Origin of the sequence: Actinoplanes sp. NPDC051343 (genome assembly GCF_044455125.1) — a bacterium.
Lineage (GTDB): Bacteria > Actinomycetota > Actinomycetes > Mycobacteriales > Micromonosporaceae > Actinoplanes.
This window is the reverse complement of the sequence record NZ_JBITEL010000021.1, coordinates 45,716-65,246: the sequence shown is the minus strand read 5'-3', so window position 1 is coordinate 65,246 and position 19,531 is coordinate 45,716. Positions and strand designations below refer to the sequence as shown.

Annotated in this window: 15 protein-coding genes; 9 read left to right on the top strand and 6 right to left on the bottom strand. The window is 70.4% G+C overall.

Annotated elements, in window-relative coordinates; genetic code table 11:
- Positions 1-2 precede the first annotated feature (2 nt).
- From ACIA5C_RS44475 to ACIA5C_RS44460, 4 genes are read left to right on the top strand one after another with little or no spacing between them, the layout of a single operon-like run.
- The gene (locus ACIA5C_RS44475) at positions 3-1,310 is read left to right on the top strand and encodes an ABC transporter substrate-binding protein (RefSeq protein WP_396066551.1); all 1,308 of its coding nucleotides are present in this window, start codon (positions 3-5) and stop codon (positions 1,308-1,310) included.
- Entirely contained in the window at positions 1,304-2,227 is a 924-nt protein-coding gene (locus ACIA5C_RS44470; protein WP_396066549.1) for a carbohydrate ABC transporter permease, read from the top strand. Before ACIA5C_RS44475 ends, ACIA5C_RS44470 begins: the two co-directional genes overlap by 7 nt.
- A complete protein-coding gene (locus ACIA5C_RS44465; protein WP_396066547.1) occupies positions 2,224-3,048 on the top strand; it encodes a carbohydrate ABC transporter permease in 825 nt (274 codons plus the stop codon). Before ACIA5C_RS44470 ends, ACIA5C_RS44465 begins: the two co-directional genes overlap by 4 nt.
- 44 nt (positions 3,049-3,092) lie before the next feature.
- Positions 3,093-3,386 carry an alpha/beta fold hydrolase gene (locus ACIA5C_RS44460; RefSeq protein ID WP_396066545.1) on the top strand — a complete coding sequence of 98 codons (294 nt, stop codon included), beginning with the start codon at positions 3,093-3,095 and terminating at the stop codon, positions 3,384-3,386.
- A gap of 218 nt (positions 3,387-3,604) precedes the next feature.
- On the opposite strand, the gene ACIA5C_RS44455 is transcribed toward ACIA5C_RS44460, so the two are convergent.
- On the bottom strand, positions 3,605-5,050 hold the full coding sequence (locus tag ACIA5C_RS44455; protein ID WP_396066543.1) for a serine hydrolase domain-containing protein: 1,446 nt from the start codon (positions 5,048-5,050) through the stop codon (positions 3,605-3,607).
- Positions 5,051-5,168: 118 nt separating this feature from the next.
- On the opposite strand from ACIA5C_RS44455, the gene ACIA5C_RS44450 reads away from it, so the two are divergent.
- Positions 5,169-6,479 carry a neutral zinc metallopeptidase gene (locus ACIA5C_RS44450; protein ID WP_396066541.1) on the top strand — a complete coding sequence of 437 codons (1,311 nt, stop codon included), beginning with the start codon at positions 5,169-5,171 and terminating at the stop codon, positions 6,477-6,479.
- Here the strand turns inward: ACIA5C_RS44450 and ACIA5C_RS44445 are convergent.
- On the bottom strand, positions 6,476-7,249 hold the full coding sequence (locus ACIA5C_RS44445) for a phosphatase PAP2 family protein (RefSeq protein WP_396066672.1): 774 nt from the start codon (positions 7,247-7,249) through the stop codon (positions 6,476-6,478). The genes ACIA5C_RS44450 and ACIA5C_RS44445 overlap by 4 nt on opposite strands.
- Before the next feature lie 400 nt (positions 7,250-7,649).
- On the opposite strand from ACIA5C_RS44445, the gene ACIA5C_RS44440 reads away from it, so the two are divergent.
- Together ACIA5C_RS44440 and ACIA5C_RS44435 are read left to right on the top strand one after the other, a co-directional pair.
- The gene (locus ACIA5C_RS44440; protein ID WP_396066539.1) at positions 7,650-8,165 is read left to right on the top strand and encodes a hypothetical protein; all 516 of its coding nucleotides are present in this window, start codon (positions 7,650-7,652) and stop codon (positions 8,163-8,165) included.
- Complete coding sequence (locus tag ACIA5C_RS44435; RefSeq protein WP_396066537.1) at positions 8,162-11,896, top strand: S1 RNA-binding domain-containing protein; 3,735 nt, start codon at positions 8,162-8,164, stop codon at positions 11,894-11,896. Before ACIA5C_RS44440 ends, ACIA5C_RS44435 begins: the two co-directional genes overlap by 4 nt.
- Before the next feature lie 46 nt (positions 11,897-11,942).
- On the opposite strand, the gene ACIA5C_RS44430 is transcribed toward ACIA5C_RS44435, so the two are convergent.
- Positions 11,943-13,286, bottom strand: coding sequence for an MDR family MFS transporter (locus ACIA5C_RS44430; protein WP_396066535.1), 1,344 nt, complete (start codon positions 13,284-13,286; stop codon positions 11,943-11,945).
- 57 nt (positions 13,287-13,343) lie between these two features.
- On the opposite strand from ACIA5C_RS44430, the gene ACIA5C_RS44425 reads away from it, so the two are divergent.
- Positions 13,344-13,925 carry a TetR/AcrR family transcriptional regulator gene (locus tag ACIA5C_RS44425; protein WP_396066533.1) on the top strand — a complete coding sequence of 194 codons (582 nt, stop codon included), beginning with the start codon at positions 13,344-13,346 and terminating at the stop codon, positions 13,923-13,925.
- Here ACIA5C_RS44425 and ACIA5C_RS44420 read toward each other — a convergent pair.
- Positions 13,909-14,688, bottom strand: a complete 780-nt coding sequence (locus ACIA5C_RS44420) for an N-formylglutamate amidohydrolase (RefSeq protein ID WP_396066531.1) — start codon at positions 14,686-14,688, stop codon at positions 13,909-13,911. The two genes, ACIA5C_RS44425 and ACIA5C_RS44420, sit on opposite strands and share 17 nt — an antisense overlap.
- Complete coding sequence (gene glnII / locus ACIA5C_RS44415) at positions 14,685-15,692, bottom strand: glutamine synthetase (protein ID WP_396066529.1); 1,008 nt, start codon at positions 15,690-15,692, stop codon at positions 14,685-14,687. Before glnII ends, ACIA5C_RS44420 begins: the two co-directional genes overlap by 4 nt.
- 230 nt (positions 15,693-15,922) lie before the next feature.
- Between glnII and ACIA5C_RS44410 the strand changes: the two genes are divergently transcribed.
- Entirely contained in the window at positions 15,923-17,539 is a 1,617-nt protein-coding gene (locus ACIA5C_RS44410) for a methyl-accepting chemotaxis protein (protein ID WP_396066527.1), read from the top strand.
- On the opposite strand, the gene ACIA5C_RS44405 is transcribed toward ACIA5C_RS44410, so the two are convergent.
- A complete protein-coding gene (locus tag ACIA5C_RS44405) occupies positions 17,536-19,365 on the bottom strand; it encodes an arabinofuranosidase catalytic domain-containing protein (protein ID WP_396066525.1) in 1,830 nt (609 codons plus the stop codon). The two genes, ACIA5C_RS44410 and ACIA5C_RS44405, sit on opposite strands and share 4 nt — an antisense overlap.
- Positions 19,366-19,531 lie beyond the last annotated feature (166 nt).

The window sequence follows — 19,531 nt, the reverse complement described above, 5'->3', positions numbered from 1 at the left end:
CCGTGCGAAAGCCACAAATAGTAGCCTTGTCGGCCGCCCTCGTCTTAGCCGTCGGCGGATGCAGCGCCGGCAGTCTCGGCTCGACCGACGACAGCAAAGGCAAGGTCTCGCTGACCCTGCTGGTCGACAACGCCGAACAGACCGTCGCCACCGGCAACCAGCTGGCCAAGGACTTCACGGCCAAGAACCCCGACATCACGATCAAGGTCGAGACGCGGCCGCAGGGCACCGACGGCGACAACCTGATCAAGACCCGCCTGGCCACCGGGACCATGGACGACCTGTTCGAATACAACACCGGGTCGCTGTTCCAGGCGATGGCACCGGAGAAGAACCTGGTGGCACTCGGCGACCAGTCGTGGGCCGGCTCGCTCGACAAGAACTTCTCCAGCACGGTCACCTCCAACAACCAGGTCTACGCGGCGCCGTGGGGCGAGTTCATGGCCGGCGGCATCCTCTACAACCGCAAGGTCTACGACAAGCTGGGCCTGCAGGTGCCGAAGACCTGGACCGACTTCATGGCCAACAACGCCAGGATCAAGGCGTCGGGCGTGGCGCCGGTGATCCAGTCGTACGGTGAGACTTGGACGTCGCAGCTGTTCGTGCTCGGCGACTTCCACAACGTGGCCGCGGCGTCGCCCTCGTTCGCCGCCGACTACACGGCCGACAAGGCGAAGTACGCCACGACCCCGGCCGCGCTGGCCGGATTCCAGCACCTCCAGCAGGTGCACGACCAGGGCCTGCTCAACAAGGATTTCGCGTCGGCCAAGCTGCCGGACGCGGTGCGTGAGCTCGCGACCGGCTCGGGCGCCCAGTGGCCGATCCTGACGTCGGTGATCAGCGAGCTGGCGGCCGACGAGCCGGACCACCTCAACGACGTCGGGCTGTTCGCGATCCCGGGCGCCGACGCGACCTCCAACGGGCTGACCCTGTGGAGCCCGGCCGGCGTCTACATCCCGAAGTCGGTGACCGGCGCCAAGCTGGACGCGGCGAAGAAGTTCACCGCCTTCCTCGCCAGCCCGGACGGCTGCAACTCGCAGGTCGCCGCGTCGGCGCCGACCGGGCCGTTCCCGGTCAAGGGCTGCACGCTGCCGGCCTCGGTGCCGCAGGTGGTCAAGGACATGCAGACCTACATCGACGCGGGCAACTCGAGTCTGGCCCTCGAGTTCCTGTCGCCGGTGAAGGGGCCGTCGCTCGAGCAGATCTGCGTCGAGGTCGGCTCGGGAATCCGGGCGGCATCTGCCGGGGCCGCACTTTACGACGAGGACGTGAAGAAGCAAGCCCAGCAGCTGGGACTCGCGGGATGGTGACCGTCGCGTCCCGTCGCTCGTCGCAGGCCCGGCCGCGCACCCGCGCGGCCGGGCCCACCCGGCGCCGGAGCCCCTATCCGAACTGGTTCTACGTGCCCGCGGCCGTGGTCTACGCGGTTCTGTTCATCGTGCCGACCGTGACGTCGTTCTACTTCAGCCTCACGCGCTGGAGCATCTTCACGTCGAAGTTCACCGGCCTGCAGAACTACGTGACGTTCTTCCAGGAGCCGGCGCTGGTCTCCGGCCTGCTGCACACGCTGATCTACGCGGTGATCACGTCCGGGCTCAAGGTCGTGCTCGGTCTGGTGCTGGCGGTGCTGCTCACCTCGCAGATCGTCGCGCGCGGCTACCTGCGCTCGGTGGTGTTCTTCCCGGTGCTGGTCAGCACCATCGGCGTCGGGCTGACCTTCACCGTGCTGATGAACCCGCAGACCGGCCTGATCAACCAGTGGCTGGCGACCGTCGGCATCCAGGGGCCGGGCTGGCTCACCGATCCGCACTGGGCGCTCGTGTCGGTGGCGCTGGTCGACGTCTGGAAGGGCGTCGGGCTGGCCACGCTGATCTACATCGCCGGCATCGTGTCGATCCCGCAGGAGTACTTGGAGGCGGCCCGGGTCGACGGCGCTTCGTCGTGGGACACGTTCCGGCGCATCGTCCTGCCGCTCGCCCGGCCGGCGACCGTCACCGTGATCACCCTGTCGCTGATCGGCGGGCTGCGCTCGTTTGACCTGATCTGGGCGATGACGCGCGGCGGGCCCGGCTTCACCTCCGACGTGATCGCGTCGGTGATCTACAAGCAGTACCAGGCCGGCTTCTACGGCCTGTCGACCGCCGGGAACGTCATCCTGTTCATCGTGGTGACCGCGATTGTGCTGCCGTTGTCGCGCTTCCTGAACCGCAAGGAGGTGTCGCTGTGATTGTGAAAAAGTGGCTGATCAGCTCTGTCGCCATCGTCGCTTCCCTGATCGTGTTCGTGGTGCCGTTCGCGTTCATCGTGCTGACCGCGGTGAAGGACCGGCCGCAGGCGTCGCTTCTCGACTTCAGCTGGCCGCACCACTTCCGGCTCGTGCAGAACTTCGTCGACGTGGTGAAGGCTCGCGATTACATGGTCATCATCGCGTTCATCAACAGCACGGTCCTGACCGTCTGCAGCGTTGCCGTCATGGTCGTCCTGGCTGCGATGGTCGCCTTCGTGCTGCAGCGGCGCATCACCCGCTGGACCGGCCTGATCAACTTCCTGGTGCTCTCCGGCCTGATCATCCCGCCCGCGGTCGTACCGACGATCTGGGTGCTGCAGAAGCTCGGCATCTTCCAGACCATGGTCGGCCTGATCTTCGTCGAGGTGGCGTTCGGCCTGTCGTTCTGCGTACTGCTGTTCCGCGCCTTCATCTCGACGATCCCCCGCGAACTCGACGAGGCCGCCATCATCGACGGCGCGGGCCCGGTCCGCCTGTTCTTCCGGGTCGTCCTGCCGCTGCTGCGCTCGGTCATCGTGACCGTCGTGGTCGTCCAGTCGGTGGCCGTCTTCAACGACTTCACCAACCCGCTCTACTTCCTGCCCGGCGACCGGAACGCGACCGTTCAGCTCACCCTCTACAACTTCTCATCGCAGTTCTCGACCTCCTACAACCTCCTCTTCATGAACATTCTGCTGATCACCGTGCCGCCCCTAATCATGTTCCTGTTCTTCAACCGCCAGATCGTGGCCGGCATGACCGCGGGCGCCGTGAAAGGCTGACATTCGTTCAAGACGCTGCGGTCGCCGAGGCCCACAGTGGAGGCATGACTGATCTGGCCGCGCTCGTCGACGGACCCCTGGACGCCCCGCCGCTGCTCCTCATCCACGGCACCGCGGCGTCGAGCGAGTCGTGGTCCCTACTGCTGCCGTACCTGACACCGGCCCACCGCGTGATCCGCGTCGACCTGCCCGGCCGCGGCCGTTCCCCGGCGGACGGCAGCCTCGACGTGGCCGGCCAGGCTTCCGCGATCGGCGCCACGGCTGGACCGCCTCGGCGTCTCCTTCGCGGTGGTGGCCGGCCACTCCTCCGTTCGCCTCCTTCGTGGCGACCCCGGTAGCCCTCCGGAACTACCTGGCCGAGAGCGCGCCGCCCGCCCGCCTGTCCGCCCTGGGCAAGCCCCTGCTGGTGCTGTTCGGCACCGAGGACCAGCGCTGGCGCCCGTCCTCGGCCAACGACTACCTGGCGGTGCCGGGCGCCGAGGTCACCTTCCTCCCGGACGTGGGCCACACCCCCATCATCGAAGCCCGGCGGAGACGGCGTCCCGGTTGCTGGCCTTCACCGGCCGAACGTCCGATCGACGCCGGGCCCGGCTGTCGATCCGGGTCGTCTGCGCGAAAACTTCAGCAGGCTGGTCAGCACCGGATAGGTGGCCAGCAGAACCGTCAGCACGAGCAGCTCGGGGGCGCTGCCGAGCAGCAGGTCCGGCTGGAGGGGGAAGCCGGCGGTGTAGCCGATGCCGTACACGACGGCCGCGTACACCAAGGCGCCGAGCGTGAGCGAGCCCGCCAGGCCCCAGATCGCCCCGCGGGCGCTGGAGGAACGAGGGTGCCGGATCAGCCGGGTCCACCGCCAGGCCATCGCGAGGAGGAGCACCGCGAAGGACAGGTCGATGAGCAGGTACCGGTTGCGGTATTGCCGGAGGAAGCCGATCGCCGGGGCCGGCTGCCCGGCCAGCACGCGCATGCCGGCGACGTAGGCGTCGTCGTTGGCCAGGAGCTTCGAGTTCTGCGCGGTCAGCACGGCCAGCGCGGTGTGCCGTACGGGGAGCAGCCCGATGTCGTTGTGGAAGCCGGTGACGTCGCCGGAGTGGGACACCAGGGGTGTTCCGTTCACCGCGCCGGTGTACCAGCCCAGCGCGTAGCCGTCGGTGTACGGGTCGGCGTCGGCGGCCGGCACCGTCACCTGCCGCTCGTGCAGCAGCCGCATCGACGCCGGTGACAGGAGCCGGTGGCCCTGGTAGGTGCCGTCGCCCAGCTGCATCGTGAGGTAGTGGCCCAGGTCCTCGGGGGTCGCCACCAGGTAGCCGTCCGGCAGCGCGCCCGTGAAGTCGGCCGGGCGGGAGCGGACGTGCACGCCGAACCAGGGCACGGTCGCCTCGACCAGGCCGGCCCGGCTGTCGCTCATGCCGAGCGGGGCGAGGACATTGGTGCGCAAGTACGACGCGTACGGCTCCCCCGACACCGTCTGCACGACCAGGCCGAGCGTGGCGAAGTTGAGGTTGCAGTACCGGAAGCGGGCGGCGCCCGGGGTGACGGTGGCGATGCGGCGTACGCGTTGTTCGAGCGTGCGGCCGGTGTGGGTGACGTCGGCGACCCCGGCGCCGGTCGGCAGCCCGGACGACTGGTCGAGCAACTGACGGATCGTCGGCGCGCGGCCCGGCGTGGCGGTGCGGAACCACGGCAGGTAGGCGGTCACCGGGCGGTCCAGCTCGACCCGGCCCCGATCGACCAGCTGCAGGACGGCCAGGGCGGTGAACGACTTGCTCAGGGAGCCGAGGACGAACGGCGTCCGCGCGGTCACGCCCTTACCGCGCGTGCCGACGGTCACCGTGCCGTCCGGGCCGACGACGACGTACGCGGCGGCCGGCGGGTCGAGTGCATCCAGCTCGCGGGCGACCGCGCCGGCGACGGTGGCCGGCATCGCCGCCTGGACCGGGGCCGGCACCGCACCGAACAGGACGGAGACGGCGGCGATGATCAGCACCAGGATCTTTCGCGTCATGGTTCGATGCTTCAGCGACGCGGCCCGCGGCTCCATCCGGCCACCACCCCGGCCGGCGGTAGGGCTAGCCGGAAGCGCCGAAAGGCGGAATTGGCCCGACCCGGGTACCGTCGGTCCGGTGAGGCGGTTGTTGCTCGCGGTGCTGTTGTTGGTGCTCGTCGGCTGCGGCGTGTCGCGGCTTCCGAGGCCGGGCGAGACCACGTCCGCACCCCAGCCGGGCAAGGCCACCGACACCGTCACCAAGTCGATTCAGGACGTCGAGCGGTTCTGGTCGGGCGAGTTCCCGAAACTGGCCGATGGCAAGACGTTCCAGAAGGTGCAGGGCGGCTACCACCCGTACACCCGGAGCGTGCCGCCTCCCGACTGCGGTGACCAACCGGGTCAGTACCAACCGAACGCCTTCTACTGCCCGACCGGCGATTTCATCGCCTGGGATGCGCAGACCCTGATTCCGCAGCTGCAGTCCGATTTCGGATCGCTGCTGGTCGGGGTGGTGTTCGCGCACGAGTACGGGCACGCCATCCAGGTGCGGCTGGGCACGACCCGGCAGCCGACCGTGGTGCTCGAGCAGCAGGCCGACTGTTTCGCCGGAGCGTGGCTGGGTGACGCGCTGGCCGGTCACTCGAAGGTGTTCAAGAACGTCAGCGCCAAGCAGCTCGACAACACCGTCGCCGGGTTGCTGATGCTGCGCGACCAGCCGGGGACGCCGGCGATGGACGAGGGCGCGCACGGCAACGCGTTCGACCGCATCCGGGCCCTGCAGGACGGGGTGGAGCAGGGCGCCGGCAAGTGCGCGCAATACAACGCCGACACGCTGCCGGTGACCGAGGTGCCGTTCACCGATCGGGCCGACGCGCAACGGGGCGGCGACCTGCCGTACAACGACGCGGTCCAGCTGCTCGCGCAGGACGTTCAGGGCTACTGGGAGCGCACGTTCCCGCAGCTCGCCGGTCAGAGCTGGCAGGATCTGCAGGTCGAGCCGTTCGACGGCGGCAAGCCGGCCTGCGACGATCCCGATTCGACCGCGCAGGGTGCCGCGTTCTTCTGCCCGTCCAAGAATTTCGTCGCGTTCGACAACGGGCAGCTGGGGCCCGCGCTCTACAAGCGGATCGGTGACAACGCGGTCGGCATGCTGCTCGGCGACCTGTTCGCCCGGGCCGCGCAGGACCGCCGCGGCCAGTCGACGACCAGCAAGGCGGGGCAGCTCGCGGTCGACTGCCTGGCCGGCTCGTGGACGTACGACATCCTGAACCGCTCGGCGGCCGACCGGAAGCAGGGCGGCGTCACGCTGTCACCCGGCGACCTGGACGAGGCGGTGGCGGCGCTGCTGGCGTTCGGGCGGGCCGAGGACGGCAGCGGGCCGACCGCGTTCGACCGGATCGCGGCGTACCGCAACGGGGTGCTGCAGGGGCTGGGAGCCTGTTCCTAGGATTCACTCATCCGGGGCCGCGGTATGGCGACCGCCGGCGCCGGCTGCCAGCCGGTCTGGAAGGCCAGCACCACGCTGAGCAGCACCGTCACGACGATCGCATCGATCCAGTAGTGGTTGCCGGTGACCAGCACGACGAACAGCGTGATGATCGGGTGCAGCAGCCAGAGCCGGCGCCACCGGCCGTTCGTGGCGCCGATCAGGGCGATCGCGACCGCCAGGGCCCAGCCGACGTGCAGCGACGGCATCGCCGCGTACTGGTTGGTGAGCGTGTCGCTGGTCGGCGAGCCGTAGACCTCCGGCCCGAATATCTTGCCGGTGTCCTCCATGCCCATCGCGGTCAGCATGCGCGGCGGCGCCAAAGGCATCAGCAGGTGCACGACCAGGGCGGCGGCGGTCAGCCAGGCCAGCATCCGCCGGGTGCGCACGTAGTGCTCCGGACGCCAGATCCACATCCAGATCAGGCAGGCCGCGGTGATCGGGAAGTGGACGTACGCGTAATAACAATTTGCTAACTTGATCAGCCATTCGTGGCCGACCGTCACCTGCTGGAGGGTGTATTCGCTCGGAAGGTGGACCAGCCGTTCGAAGTGCCAGACGTCGCGCGCGTTGGCGAGCGCCTCGGCCACGTGCCCCTCGGCCGCGACCCGGCCCAGCTTGTAGGCGAGGAACAGCACCACGACCAACGCGACCTCGCGGAGCGCGCGCCGCGTGTTGGCCCTGAGCTTGGACGGTGCTAGCTCGCCTTCGGGCGCAGACTCCTCCAGCATCACGCTCACGGCGCACTCCCTCTCCCCGTCGCGGCCCGCGCTCTCCCCCCGGATAGCGCTGGTTCCCCCCGGACTGCGCTGGCGACCAGCTTCGTCCGGGCGATCTTCGCAGATGATCGCAACTCCGGGATATGACGGTCTTCACCCGAAGGTATGGCGGTGTTCACCAACAAATCGGACCTGGCCAGGAAGATCTTTCCGACCGGGTGCGCTGGGTGACCGGGCGGTCGGCTTTCCGCTACATCAGAGCCTCATCGACCCCTAGCCAGGGTCGTTCGGGGGCCGGTAGGCTCGGTGACCTGGTCAGGTGCGTCTTGACCACGGTCGGCGCCGCGCGGGGGGTCGCAGTCCCGAGAGGTCGCCGGGTCGACACGCGATCGACTGCGATTGAGGTCGCCACGTGAGTCCCGACGACGTGCACCAGGTTCGCATCGAGCATGCGACCCGCACCCTGGGTGAACAACCTCTGGGTTTCGGGGTCCTGGCGGGGCCGGGGTTCGCGGTCACGACCGCCGCGGTGCTGCGCGACGCCGGGCCGGTCGTCGCGCTGCGGTCGCCGGGCTCGGACGCGCCGATCGCGGCGGAGGTGGTCGAGGTGCTGGGCTCGGAAGGGCTGGTGCTGCTGGAGGTGGCAGCGCCGGGTTTCGACGTACCCATCAACCCGTCGATGGCCGACCAGGTGCTGCGCTTCCGCCGCTTCGGGGCGGCCGGCCTGCTCGCCGAGCTGAAATTCGGTGGCGAAGACGGCGGCGAAGGCGAAGGCTCGACGGCAGACACGGCGAGTGCAGAGGCAGGTGGGACCCGACGCGCGGCAAACGAGCGTGGAGCGCTCCTCCTGGCGTACCTTCAGGAGCGCGCCCGGACCGGGCGCCTCGACCCGGTCGTGACCGTGCCCGCACTGGAGGGGTCGCGGTGACGGAGCCGCACGCTGACGTGGTCGGCCAGGTCGAGGAGGCTGTCCTCGCCGCCGCCACCCTCGCCGCCGCCACGCACGAGCCCGGGGCGGCCGACCGGCTGCCCACGCTGACCGCGACGCAGCTCGAGACGGCCTCTTTGCGCTATGTGGCGACGATGCTCGCCCACCTGGGGGAACACGAACTGGGCATCCGGCTCCTGCAGGACGGCTTGTCGCACGCCATGTCGCGCGCGGAGCGGTCGCGGTTGGCCGCGCTGCAGGGCGTACTGATGGCGCAGCTCGGCCGGACCGCCCAGGCCGACGCCCGCCTGCAGGAGGCCCTGGCCGACGCCGAGGTGGCGCTCCTGCGGGAGGACGCCGAAGCCTCCGCAGCGCTCGGCCAGTCCCTCGCGCAGGCCGCCGACGAGGTGATCGACAAGCTGCCGGACCATCATCCGGCCGCTCTGGCCACGGTCGCCGACCTGGCTTATGCGCAGTTCCGAATAGCCCGCCTGACCGGACATCCAGGACAAACCGCCACCCCCGCGTCGGTCCTGCGCGCCGCGACACTCGCGCTCGCGGCGGCCCTCGGCGCCGAACACCCCCGCACGATCACCGCCCGGGTCCGGCAGGCGGAGTGCGACCGGCTTGCGGGTGGGGCGCGCTTCTCGGACGTACGGGCGTGGGCGTGCCGGCTTCACGGATCTGATCACCCCCTGGCTGTCGCCGCTCTGGCCGCCGACCTCCCGCCCGCCGGCCCGGCATTCCAGGCTGCGCCCGCAACCGCGGCCGCAGGCAGCCACGCCGTAGCGGCTTTCGCGGCCGGGCGACTCGCCGCGTCGGGTAACCGGGCCATATACAGCCGGTCCAGTGCCGACGCTGCCCTTCCCTCCGTGCCGGATAGTTTCCCCTCGAACTATTCGAGCGGGGACAGTTTTGTCGCGGATGGTTCCGGCTCGGACGGTTTCGCCGCCGGTCGGCCGGTTGCCAGTTCGACCGCGGCCCGCGCACCAATTCCTTCGGCCCGCTCGCCCGTGGTTGGACCGGGCGTTTTCAACGCTTCTGCCGGAAATGTTGACGCCGCAAATATTGACGAAACGGGCGCCGCTGTCGCCGCCCGAGTGTTGGGGCGGCACCATCCGCTGACCGTCGTGCTAGTTGCGGCGGCCCGTCCGGAGGGCGACGAACTCGCCCGGACCGCAGCTCAGGCGGCCCTGGTGCTCGGCGTCGGACACTCCGTGACCAGAATGCTCGACGAGAGACTGCGGTCCTGCCGCCGCACTGGCCCCAACACCACACCCACCCATCGCACCACCGACGCCATCGGGACCGACACCACTGCCATGAGCGAGCCGACCGCCGCAGCGACCGCTGCCACCGCGACCGCATCCACCCACACCGCCGCCGACCTGAACCAGACCGCCGACGGAGGTACCTCACCACCGCACCCCTCCGGCGCTGCGACCTCCGCCGCTGCGGCCTCTGCCGCCGCCCCGGACACGCCGGCCGCCGCCGCAACGGACCCGGCAGCCTCCGCCGGCAACGTGCCTGCCGCTCCGGCAGCATCCGCCGCCGACGACGGACCGACCGCACCGGCGGCCTCCGCCGCCGGGACGCCCGGGGACGCCGGCTCAGCGACCGCAGCCGCGACCGAGTCGGGCACTCCGGCCGGCCCTGGCGCCGCCGCGGGCTCGGAGGTTGCCGCCGACCCGGCCGCTGCCGCCGACCCGGGCAACGCCGCCGGCTCGAACGCTGCCGCCGACCCGGGCAACGCCGCCGGCTCGAACGCTGCTGCCGACCCGGGCAGTGCCGCCGGCTCAGCCGCTGCTGACGGCTCAGCCGCTGCTGACGGCCCGGACGCGGCTGCCGGCCCGGACGCTGCCGCCAGCACGGACGCCGCCACCAGCACGGATAAGGGCGCCGGAACAGAAGCTGCTACCGGCACCGAAGCTATCGCCAGCTCGGACAGCGGTGCCAGCTCGGACAGCGGTGCCAGCTCGGACAGCGGTGCCAGCTCCGACAGCGGTGCCAACTCCGACAGCGGTGCCAGCTCCGACAGCGGCGGGGGCACGGAAGCTGCTCCCGGCTCGGACAGCGGTGCCGGCACCAGTGCTATCGCCGACTCGGATGCCGCCATCGCACCGGGCGACGGGACCTCGCCTGGCGCGACAGGTGACGGGGACCCGGTCGGCGGCTCGTCGGACTCGGGCGCTGCTCCTAGCGCGGAAGCGGCTGCCGGGTCGCCGGACGGGGCCGGAGACGTCGCCGCCGCGGCGCCGGACGGAGCTGGGGACAGCGCCGCGGCGTCGGACGCGAGCGGGGACAGTGCTGCCGCGGCGCCGGACAGCAGCGGGGACAGCTCCGCGGCGTCTGGCGGGAGCGGGGACGGTGCCGCTGCGTCGGGCGGGAGCGGAGACGGTGCGGCTGCGGGTGCGGGCGGGGGGGCCTCGGGCTCGGGCGGTGGGTCGCCGACTCCGGGTGGTACACCTGGGCGCAGCCGTGGGCCTCGGCAGCAGCCGGAGTCCGAGGAGAAGGCGCGCCTCTGGGAAGCCATCGAGAAGATCCGGGACGACGGGGGCGTGCTCCGGGGCCGGGTCGTCGAGGTGGTCAAGGGAGGCCTCGTGCTCGACGTCGGCGTGCGGGCGTTCCTGCCTGCGTCGCTGGTTGAGATGCGCCGGGTTCGGGACCTCAACCCGTACGTGGGCCGGGAGCTGGAAGCGAAAGTCCTGGAAATGGACCGCGGCCGGGGCAACCTGGTGCTTTCCCGGCGGGCGCACCTCGAGGAGACCCGGTCGGCCGGGCGGTCGACGCTGCTCGCGCAGTTGGAGCCGGGGCAGATCCGGCGGGGCGTGATCTCGTCGGTGGTGAATTTCGGGGCGTTCGTCGATCTGGGGGGCGTCGACGGGCTGATCTCGGTCGCCGAGCTGTCGTGGGCGCACCACAATCATCCGTCCGACGTGGTCGAGGTCGGGCAGGAGGTCGAGGTCGAGGTGCTCGACGTCGATCAGACGCGGGGGCGCATCTCGCTTTCGCTGAAGGCGACTTCGCAGGACCCGTGGCCGCAGTTCGCCCGCAACCACCCGATCGGCCAGATCGTGGCGGGGCGGGTCACGAAGCTGATGCCGTTCGGGGCGTTCATCCGGGTCGACGGGCTCGAGGGCCTGGTGCACGTGTCGGAGCTGGCCGACCACCGGGTCGACACCCCGGACCAGGTGCTGCGCAACAACCAGGACGTGCTGGTCAAGGTTACCGACATCGACCTGCAGCGCCGCCGCATCTCGCTGTCGATCCGGCAGGCGAACGCCGAGTATCTGCCGGACGAGGAGCAGTTCGACCCGGTCACCTTCGGCATGCTCAACACGTACGACGCCCAGGGTAATTACATCTACCCGGAGGGCTTCGACGCGGCGACCGGCGAGTGGCTGCCCGGTTTCGAGGAGCAGCGCGACTCCTGGGAACGCCAGTACTCGGAGGCCCACGACCGCTGGGTCGCCCTCGGCCGGCAGGTGGAGGCCGCCCAGTCCGGTGCCCCGGCCTACACCGCCGGTCCCCCGGCGGGCCCGCGCGGCGGTGGCGGCGGCGGTGGCGGCCGCCGGGGCGGCAACGACCGCAGCAACAGTCACGGCAGCGGTCAGTCCAATTCGCCTCGTACCGCCTCCGAGCCCACCACCGGTAACGAGGACGTCGACGAGCGCCTGGCCGCCCTCCGCGAGCGCCTCTCCGAGGGGCACAACAACAACGGTGACGCCTGACGGCAGCTGAGGGCCCCCATCCCGTACGGGGTGGGGGCGCCGGCGGTCAGGGCCGGGCCGGCAGCAGCAGGGACAGCAGCAGGGCCGCCACGGTGCAGACGATCGACCACCAGAAGGCGATGTCGAAGGCGGTCGTCAACGGATGTGACGTCGCGTAGTGCTGGAGGACGACGGCCAGCACCGCGGTCCCGAAGGAGCCGCCGATCTGCTGGGCGGTGCGGGTCAGGATGCTGGCGTGGGGCACCTCGGTGCGTTCCAGACCCTGGTAGGCGGCCGCCATCACCGGGATCGTCACCGCTCCGAGCCCGAGGCCCCGCACCACCAGCACCCCGGTCAGCCACCATTCGCCGGTTGTCGCGCCGGCCACCGCGAACGGCACCGTCGCCGCGGCGACCACGGCCAGGCCGGCGAAGGCCACCCAGCGGGCGCCGATGCGGTCGGTGAGGCGGCCGGCCAGGCTGCGGCTGCCGAGCACGCCGACGCCCTGGGCCGCGATGAACAGTCCGGCGGCGAGTGGGCCGTACCCGCGCACCTGCTGGAAGTAGAGCGGCACCAGCAGGAGCGCTCCGTAGAGGGCGAACCCGCTCAGGAACAGCAGCAGCACCGAGCCGGTGAAGGACCGGAGGCGGAAGAGCCGTACGTCGACGAGCGCCGCCTCGCCGATTCGTCGTGCCCGCAGCGTGAAGGCGGTCAGCAGGGCGGCGCCGAGGGCTAGCGGGAGGTAGGACGACGGGAAGCGGGACAGCCCGTAGACGACGGCCGCGATCCCGGGGAGGGCCAGGGCCAGTCCGGGCAGGTCGAGCCGGGCGCGGCCGGTGCCCGGGAAGGCGGGCAGGAGGCGCCAGGCCAGCAGCAGGCCGGCGACGCAGAACGGGACGTTGACCCAGAAGATCCAGCGCCAGCTGAGGTGCTGGACGATGAGGCCGCCGGCGAACGGGCCGAGGATCGGGCCGAGCAGGGCCGGGAACGAGATGAGTGCGGTCGCCCGGCCGAGCATCCTGCCGCCGGTGGCCTGCACGATCAGCGTGGTCATCACCGGCAGCATCAGGCCGCCGCCGAGGCCCTGCACGACCCGGCAGCCGATCAGCGCGCCCGCGTTGCCGGCCAGGGATGCGCCGATGGAGCCGGCCAGGAACAGGAACAGCGCGGCGATCCACACGCGTTTGCCGCCGAGGCGGTCGGTGAGCCAGCCGGTGACCGGTACGGCGACGCCGAGCGCAAGGAGGTAGCCGGTGGTGACCCATTGGATGGTGCCGACGGTGACGTGCAGGTCGCGGCCGAGGGTGTCGAGGGCGACGTTGACGATGGTGGTGTCGAAGACGACGGCCAGCACGCCGGTGAGCAGCACGAAACTGAGCCGGCGGAAGGAGACGTCATAAGATACGCTCATGTATCTAGAACTACACTGGGCGGCACGGTGAGGCAATAAGATACAGGAGTGTTTCTAATGACACGTCGCCGCGGCGCGGAGCTCGAAGGGGCCCTGCTCGACGCCGCCTGGCGCGAACTGGTCGAGGTCGGCTACGGCCGGTTCACCATCGACGGCGTCGCGGGCCGGGCCGGCACCAGCCGCCCGGTGATCTATCGGCGCTGGCCGGACCGGGCCGAGCTGGCGATGGCGGCGGTGCGCTACTACGCGAACACCCACCAGGTCCCGACACCGGACACGGGCACGCTGCGCGGCGACCTCATCGAGATGCTGACCATCGCGTCGCGCCTGCGGGCCGAAGTGGCCGCGCTGTTCAGCGTGCACATGGGCGAATACTTCGCGGAGACCGGCCGCACGCCCAACGAGCTGCGGGACGAGTTCCTGGCCGCCCGGCGGCAGCCGTTCGGGATCGACGAGATCCTCCAGCGCGGGCTCGCGCGCGGCGAGATCGACCGGGAGCGGCTCACGCCCCGGATCGCCGGGCTGCCCGGCGACCTGATGCGGCACGACCTGCTGATGAACATGCAGCCGCCGTCCGACGAGGCGATCCGGGAGATCATCGACGACGTCTTCCTGCCGCTGGTCACGCCAAAGAATTGAGCAAGGCGGCCAGGCGCGACGCGATGGAGAACAGTCCCGGGGTCGGCGGCCCGCCCGGCTCGATCATGTAGCCGTCGCGCCGAATCTCGATCATCACCGCGGTCACGGCCGGCTCACGGCCGTAGAACTCCAGCGGCACGTAGCAACCGGCGAACGGCGCATCGAGGGCGACATCGACGAACGCCGCTTTCGCGGCGGAAATCAGGCCTTCAGGCGTGTGGTAACGGTCCGTGCCCAGGCAGACCGGTGGGCGCGGGCCTGCGCCATGCATTTCGTACGGCAGGGGAAGCGTCGAATACGAGTGGACGTCGACGATCACCGCCCGTCCGCAGACCGCGAGCCGGTCCGCGACCAGGTCTTCCACCGCAGCCGCGTAGGGACGGAAATGCGTCTGGAGCGCGGTCCCGTCGCGTACGGAATCCTCGTCGCGCAGCTTGCGCCCCGCATAGCCGTGCGTATAAACGACGCCCATGCCCACCGCCCGCATTTCCTCGCGGTCGTCCGGAAAGCGTTCCGGATCGACCGCCAGCCGGGACCATCGGTGACGGAAGATCCAGGGCCGTCGCGATGCCCGCGAGGCGGCGAGAAGAGCGATCTCGTCGGTGTACGCGTCGGTCAGATGGTCCAGTTCCTCCGCCAGTTCGGCGGGCGAGACCAGCAGACTGCCGAGGGCGGCCGGCGGCAGCGCGCGCGAGGCGTGCGGGACGTGCAGCACCACCGGGGACGCCGGGTCCCCGGTGGTGACGTCGTACGGCAGCGTCACGCCTCGGCGAGCGCCGAGCAGCAGGTCTCGACGATCAGGGCAGTTGTGACGTACGGGTCGCAGTTGGCGTTGGGGCGCCGGTCCTCGATGTAGCCCTTGCCGTCCTTCTCGACCTGCCACGGGATGCGCACCGACGCGCCCCGGTCGGAGACGCCGTAGCTGTATTCGCTCCACGGCGCGGTCTCGTGCATGCCGGTGAGCCGGTGCTCGATGTCGGCGCCGTAGCCGGCGATGTGCTCGGGAACCCGCTTGCCGAGGGCCTCGCAGGCCGTGATGATCGCGTCGTAGCCGGACCGCATGGCGTTGGTCGAGAAGTTGGTGTGCGCGCCGGCGCCGTTCCAGTCGCCCTTGACCGGCTTCGGGTCGAGGGTGGCGGCGACGCCGGAGTCCTCGGCGATGCGGTAGAGCAGCCAGCGGGCGACCCACAGCTCGTCGGCGACCTGCGGCGCGGCGACCGGTCCGATCTGGAACTCCCACTGCCCGGGCATGACCTCGGCGTTGATGCCGCTCAGGTGCAGGCCGGCGGCGAGGCAGGCGTCCATGTGCTTCTCGACGATCTCGCGGCCGAAGACCTCGTCGGCCCCGACGCCGCAGTAGTAGCCGCCCTGCGGGGCCGGGAAGCCGCCGCCGACCGGGAAGCCGTAGGGGCGGCCGTCCTTGAAGAACGTGTATTCCTGCTCGATGCCGAAAATGGGTTCCTGGTCCTGGAATTCGGCGGCGAGCGCGGCGCAGGCGGCCCGGGTGTTGGTCGGGTGCGGCGTGCCGTCGATCAGCAGGACCTCGCACATGACCAGCACGTTGTCGCCGCCGCGGATCGGGTCGGGGCAGCTGAACACCGGGTTGAGTACGCAGTCGGACCTGTCGCCCGGCGCCTGGCCGGTGCTCGAGCCGTCGAAGCCCCAGATCGGCAGTTCGGCGCCGTTCTCGACGATCTTGGTCTTGGAGCGGAGCTTGGCGGTCGGCCGCGTGCCGTCGACCCAGATGTATTCAGCCTTGAACGGCATGTCGTCTCCTCGGAAGCGTCTGGCAGATAGAGCCGGGACGACATTGGCGCGGCGCCTGGATGTTACCGACTGAGCACCTTCGTACGGTGCGACCGTGACCACGCTCCGCGGTAACACGGCGGTAATACGTGTGCGCTAGGAGCGAGGACGATTCGCGGTTTTCATCCCATATACGCGAATCCGTCTCTACAGTTGAGCCGATTCGCGTTCGCCGAGCCGGGAGGGGCCAAATGTCGCGTGGAGGGATCCTGGACCGCGTCCTCGGCGACCGCAGCATGACGGTGAAGACCTCGTTCGCCGCCGGCTGCGTGGGCATCGTCGCGATCCTGGTCGCCGTGCTGTCGATCAACCAGATGTCGGCCCTGCGCAACGACCTGCAGACGATGAAGAACGACCACGTCGACAGCCTCCAGCAGGTCGCGACGATGTACCACGGGCTGGCCGCGATGTACCGCGGCGGCCTGGTCTTCCGCTCGGCGGTCAACGCCCAGGCCGCGGCGGCCGGCAAGGCGGCGGTCTTCACCGCCGACGCGGTCGTCGACAAGGCGGTCGCCGCCTATCGCGACATCGCCGACGACACGTCCACGCGAACCAAGGAAGTCGACCACTTCGTCAGCGCGGAGGCGCACTACCGGGCGCTGCGCAACGCGGTGCTGTTCAACATGCCGGTGCCGGCACCCTGGACCAAGCCGACACCGGCGACCCAGACCCAGGTCTTCAACGCGGTCGACGGCGAGGCGAACGCCGCGTTGGTCGCCCTCCAGCAGCAGGAGGACGCCGAGGCCGACGCGATGCAGGCCCACGCGGCCAAGGCGTACTCGCGGGCCCGGCTGATCACGCTGCTCGCCCTGGTCGTCGGTTTCGCGCTCGCCGCCCTGCTCGGCGCGGCCGTCGTGCGCCTGGTGCGGCGGCAGCTCACCACGGTGTCGGCGGCTCTGCACGCGGTGGCCGAGGGCGACCTGACGGTTCCGGCCGAGGTCAACGGCCGCGACGAACTGGGCGTGATGGCCGAGGAGGTCAACCGGGCCCGGGAAGGTTTGCGCGGCACGGTTCTCGCGCTGACGCAGGGCGCGACCGTCCTCGGCGAGGGCACGGCCCGGCTGACCGCGGTCACCGCACGCCTGGCCGTCGGCGCCCGCGAGGCCTCCGATCAGGCCGGCGTGGTCGCCTCGAGCGCCGGCGACGTGTCGAGCAGCGTGCAGTCGGTGGCGGCGGGCAGCGACGAGATGGGCGCGTCGATCCGCGAGATCGCCGAGAACGCGAACAACGCCGCCCAGGTCGCCTCCAGCGCGGTCGGCGTCGCCCAGTCGACCAACGAGACCGTGGCCAAGCTGGGGACGTCCTCGGAGGAGATCGGCAACGTGGTCAAGGTGATCACCCAGATCGCCGAGCAGACCAACCTGCTGGCTCTCAACGCGACGATCGAGGCGGCCCGGGCCGGCGAGGCGGGCAAGGGCTTCGCGGTGGTGGCGACCGAGGTCAAGGACCTGGCGCAGGAGACCGCGAAGGCGACCGAGGACATCTCGCGCCGGGTCGAGGCGATCCAGGCCGACACCACCAGCGCGGTCGAGGCGATCGCCGAGATCTCGCGCATCATCTCCGAGATCAACGACTACCAGGTGACGATCGCCTCGGCGGTCGAGGAGCAGACCGCGACGACCAACGAGATGAGCCGCAGCATCGGCGACGCGGCGAGCGGCAGCGCAGCCATCGCCGGCAACATCAACTCGGTCGCCTCGGCCGTGCAGGCGACCACGGGTGCGCTCGGCGAGGCTGACGCCTCGGTCTCCGAGCTCACCCGGGTCGCCGACGAATTGCGTACGGTAGTGGGCCGGTTCCGGGTCTAGCTGAGCGCGAACTTCTGAGCTGCGTTCCCGTTGCAGTCATAGATCTGCAGCCGGGTGCCGTTGGCGGTCGCGCCGTTCGGCGAATCGAGGCAGCGGCCCGACTGCGGGTTCTTCAACGAGCCGTCGGCCTGCTGCTGCCAGACCTGGCCGCCGACACCGTTGCAGTCGTAGAGCTCGACCTGGGTGTTGTTGGCCGTCCCGTTGCCGTTGATGTCCAGGCACCGCCCGAGCGTCCGGAGCGAACCGTTGGACTGGTGGAACCAGTGCTGGTCGGCGGCGTAGGTCTGGCAGTCCCAGAGCTGCACCGCGGTCTGGTTGGTGCCGCTGTCGTCGGCCGCGACGTCGACACACTTGCCGCCCGGGGCGGCGGTGACGCCGCCGCCGTTGACCGCGAACTTCTGGGCCGCACTGCCGTTGCAGTCGTAGATCTGCAGCCGGGTGCCGTTACCGGTGGCGCCGCTCGGCGAATCGAGGCAGCGGCCCGACTGCGGGTTCCGCAGTGAACCGTCGGCCTGCTGGATCCACTTCTGACCGCCGACACCGTTGCAGTCGTAGAGCTCGACCTGGGTGTTGTTGGCCGTCCCGTTGCCGTTGATGTCGAGGCAGCGGTTGAGCGTACGCAGGCTGTTGTCCGGGAAATGCGTCCAGTGCTGGTCCTCGGCGTAGTTCTGGCAGTCCCACAGCTGCACCCCGGCGCCGTTCGCCCCGGTGTCGTCGGCCGCGACGTCGACGCACTTGCCGCCCGGGCCGGTGATCGTGCCGGCCGGGCCGTTAGGCACGTTGGTCTGCCCGCCGTAGCCGACGCCGACCACGTTGGCCTGCACCGCGTTCTCGCTCGCGTCGGTCGGGTAGCCGGCGACCATCGCGCCCTCGAACCAGGTGCCCCGGTTGCGGTTGCTGTTGTCGCCGCCGATGCCGAGGATGATGCCGCCCTCCTGGTGCATCGGCTTGTAGCCCTGCTTGTCGGTCGGCAGCGACCCGTTCCACCACGTGCTCAGGCCGCCGGACTGGGAGTTGCCGCCCTTGAGCGCGTACGTCGTCTGGCCGTTGTTCTTGAGCACCGCGGTCACGAAGGCCGAGTTGTTGCCCGGGTTCGGGTTGGAGCCGTTGCCGCCCTGGAACATGCCGTTCTCCATGTCGGCCTCGATCCACGGGCCGGAGCCCTGGCACGGCGCGAAGTAGCAGGTCGTGGCGATGCTGACGGCGTCCATGTGTCCGTTGCCGGTGTCGTACGGCGTGGACTCGGCGTTGCCGTAGTCGAAGCAGCAGTCCGAGTTGACGTGGGTGCCGCTGGCGACCATGTAGACGCCCTCGGACTGGCCGTTGACGGCCACCCCGGACGCGACGCCGTTGTAGCGGTAGCCGACGCCCGGGGAGACCCAGACGGCGTACACCTTGTGGCCGCCCGCGGTGACGGCGATCTCGCTCGCGTCGGCGCCGCGGTCGCCGCTGCCGGCGCCGCCGTCGGGGGCGATCGAGAGGTCGTTGTGCCGGGTGGTCTGGTCGTAGATCCGGGTGATCCGGCAGGTCGTGCCGTTGCAGAAGGCGTCCTGGTCGCCGGCGTCGGCGTAGCCGCCGGCGGCGAGCGTGCCGATGTCGTGGGCGGCGCCGTCGGAAGCCCGGGTGACCTGGTAGAGGCGTCCACTGTAGGCGCCGAACAGGGCCCGAGTCGTCGAGTGGGCGGCGACGCACGGGGTGCCGCCGGAGGCGTAGATGTCGCAGGGCAGCGTGCCGGCCGCTTGGGCGGGGGACGCCACGGCCAGACCGAAGGCCGCGGCGACGAGCGCGAGGAAGGCGGCGAGCACCGGGGATCGATGTCTGCGCATGGGGAGGACTCCCTGGTCAGGGGGACGGGGGCGTGACCACGCAGCGGCCGCGGCGCAGACACATAGACGAGGATCGACCCGTTAAGAAAGTTACGTTGATTGGTCGATTGGGTCAATGTCCGATGGCTTTTGTGACTTCCCGGGTTGCCCGAATGTGCGTCTGTGT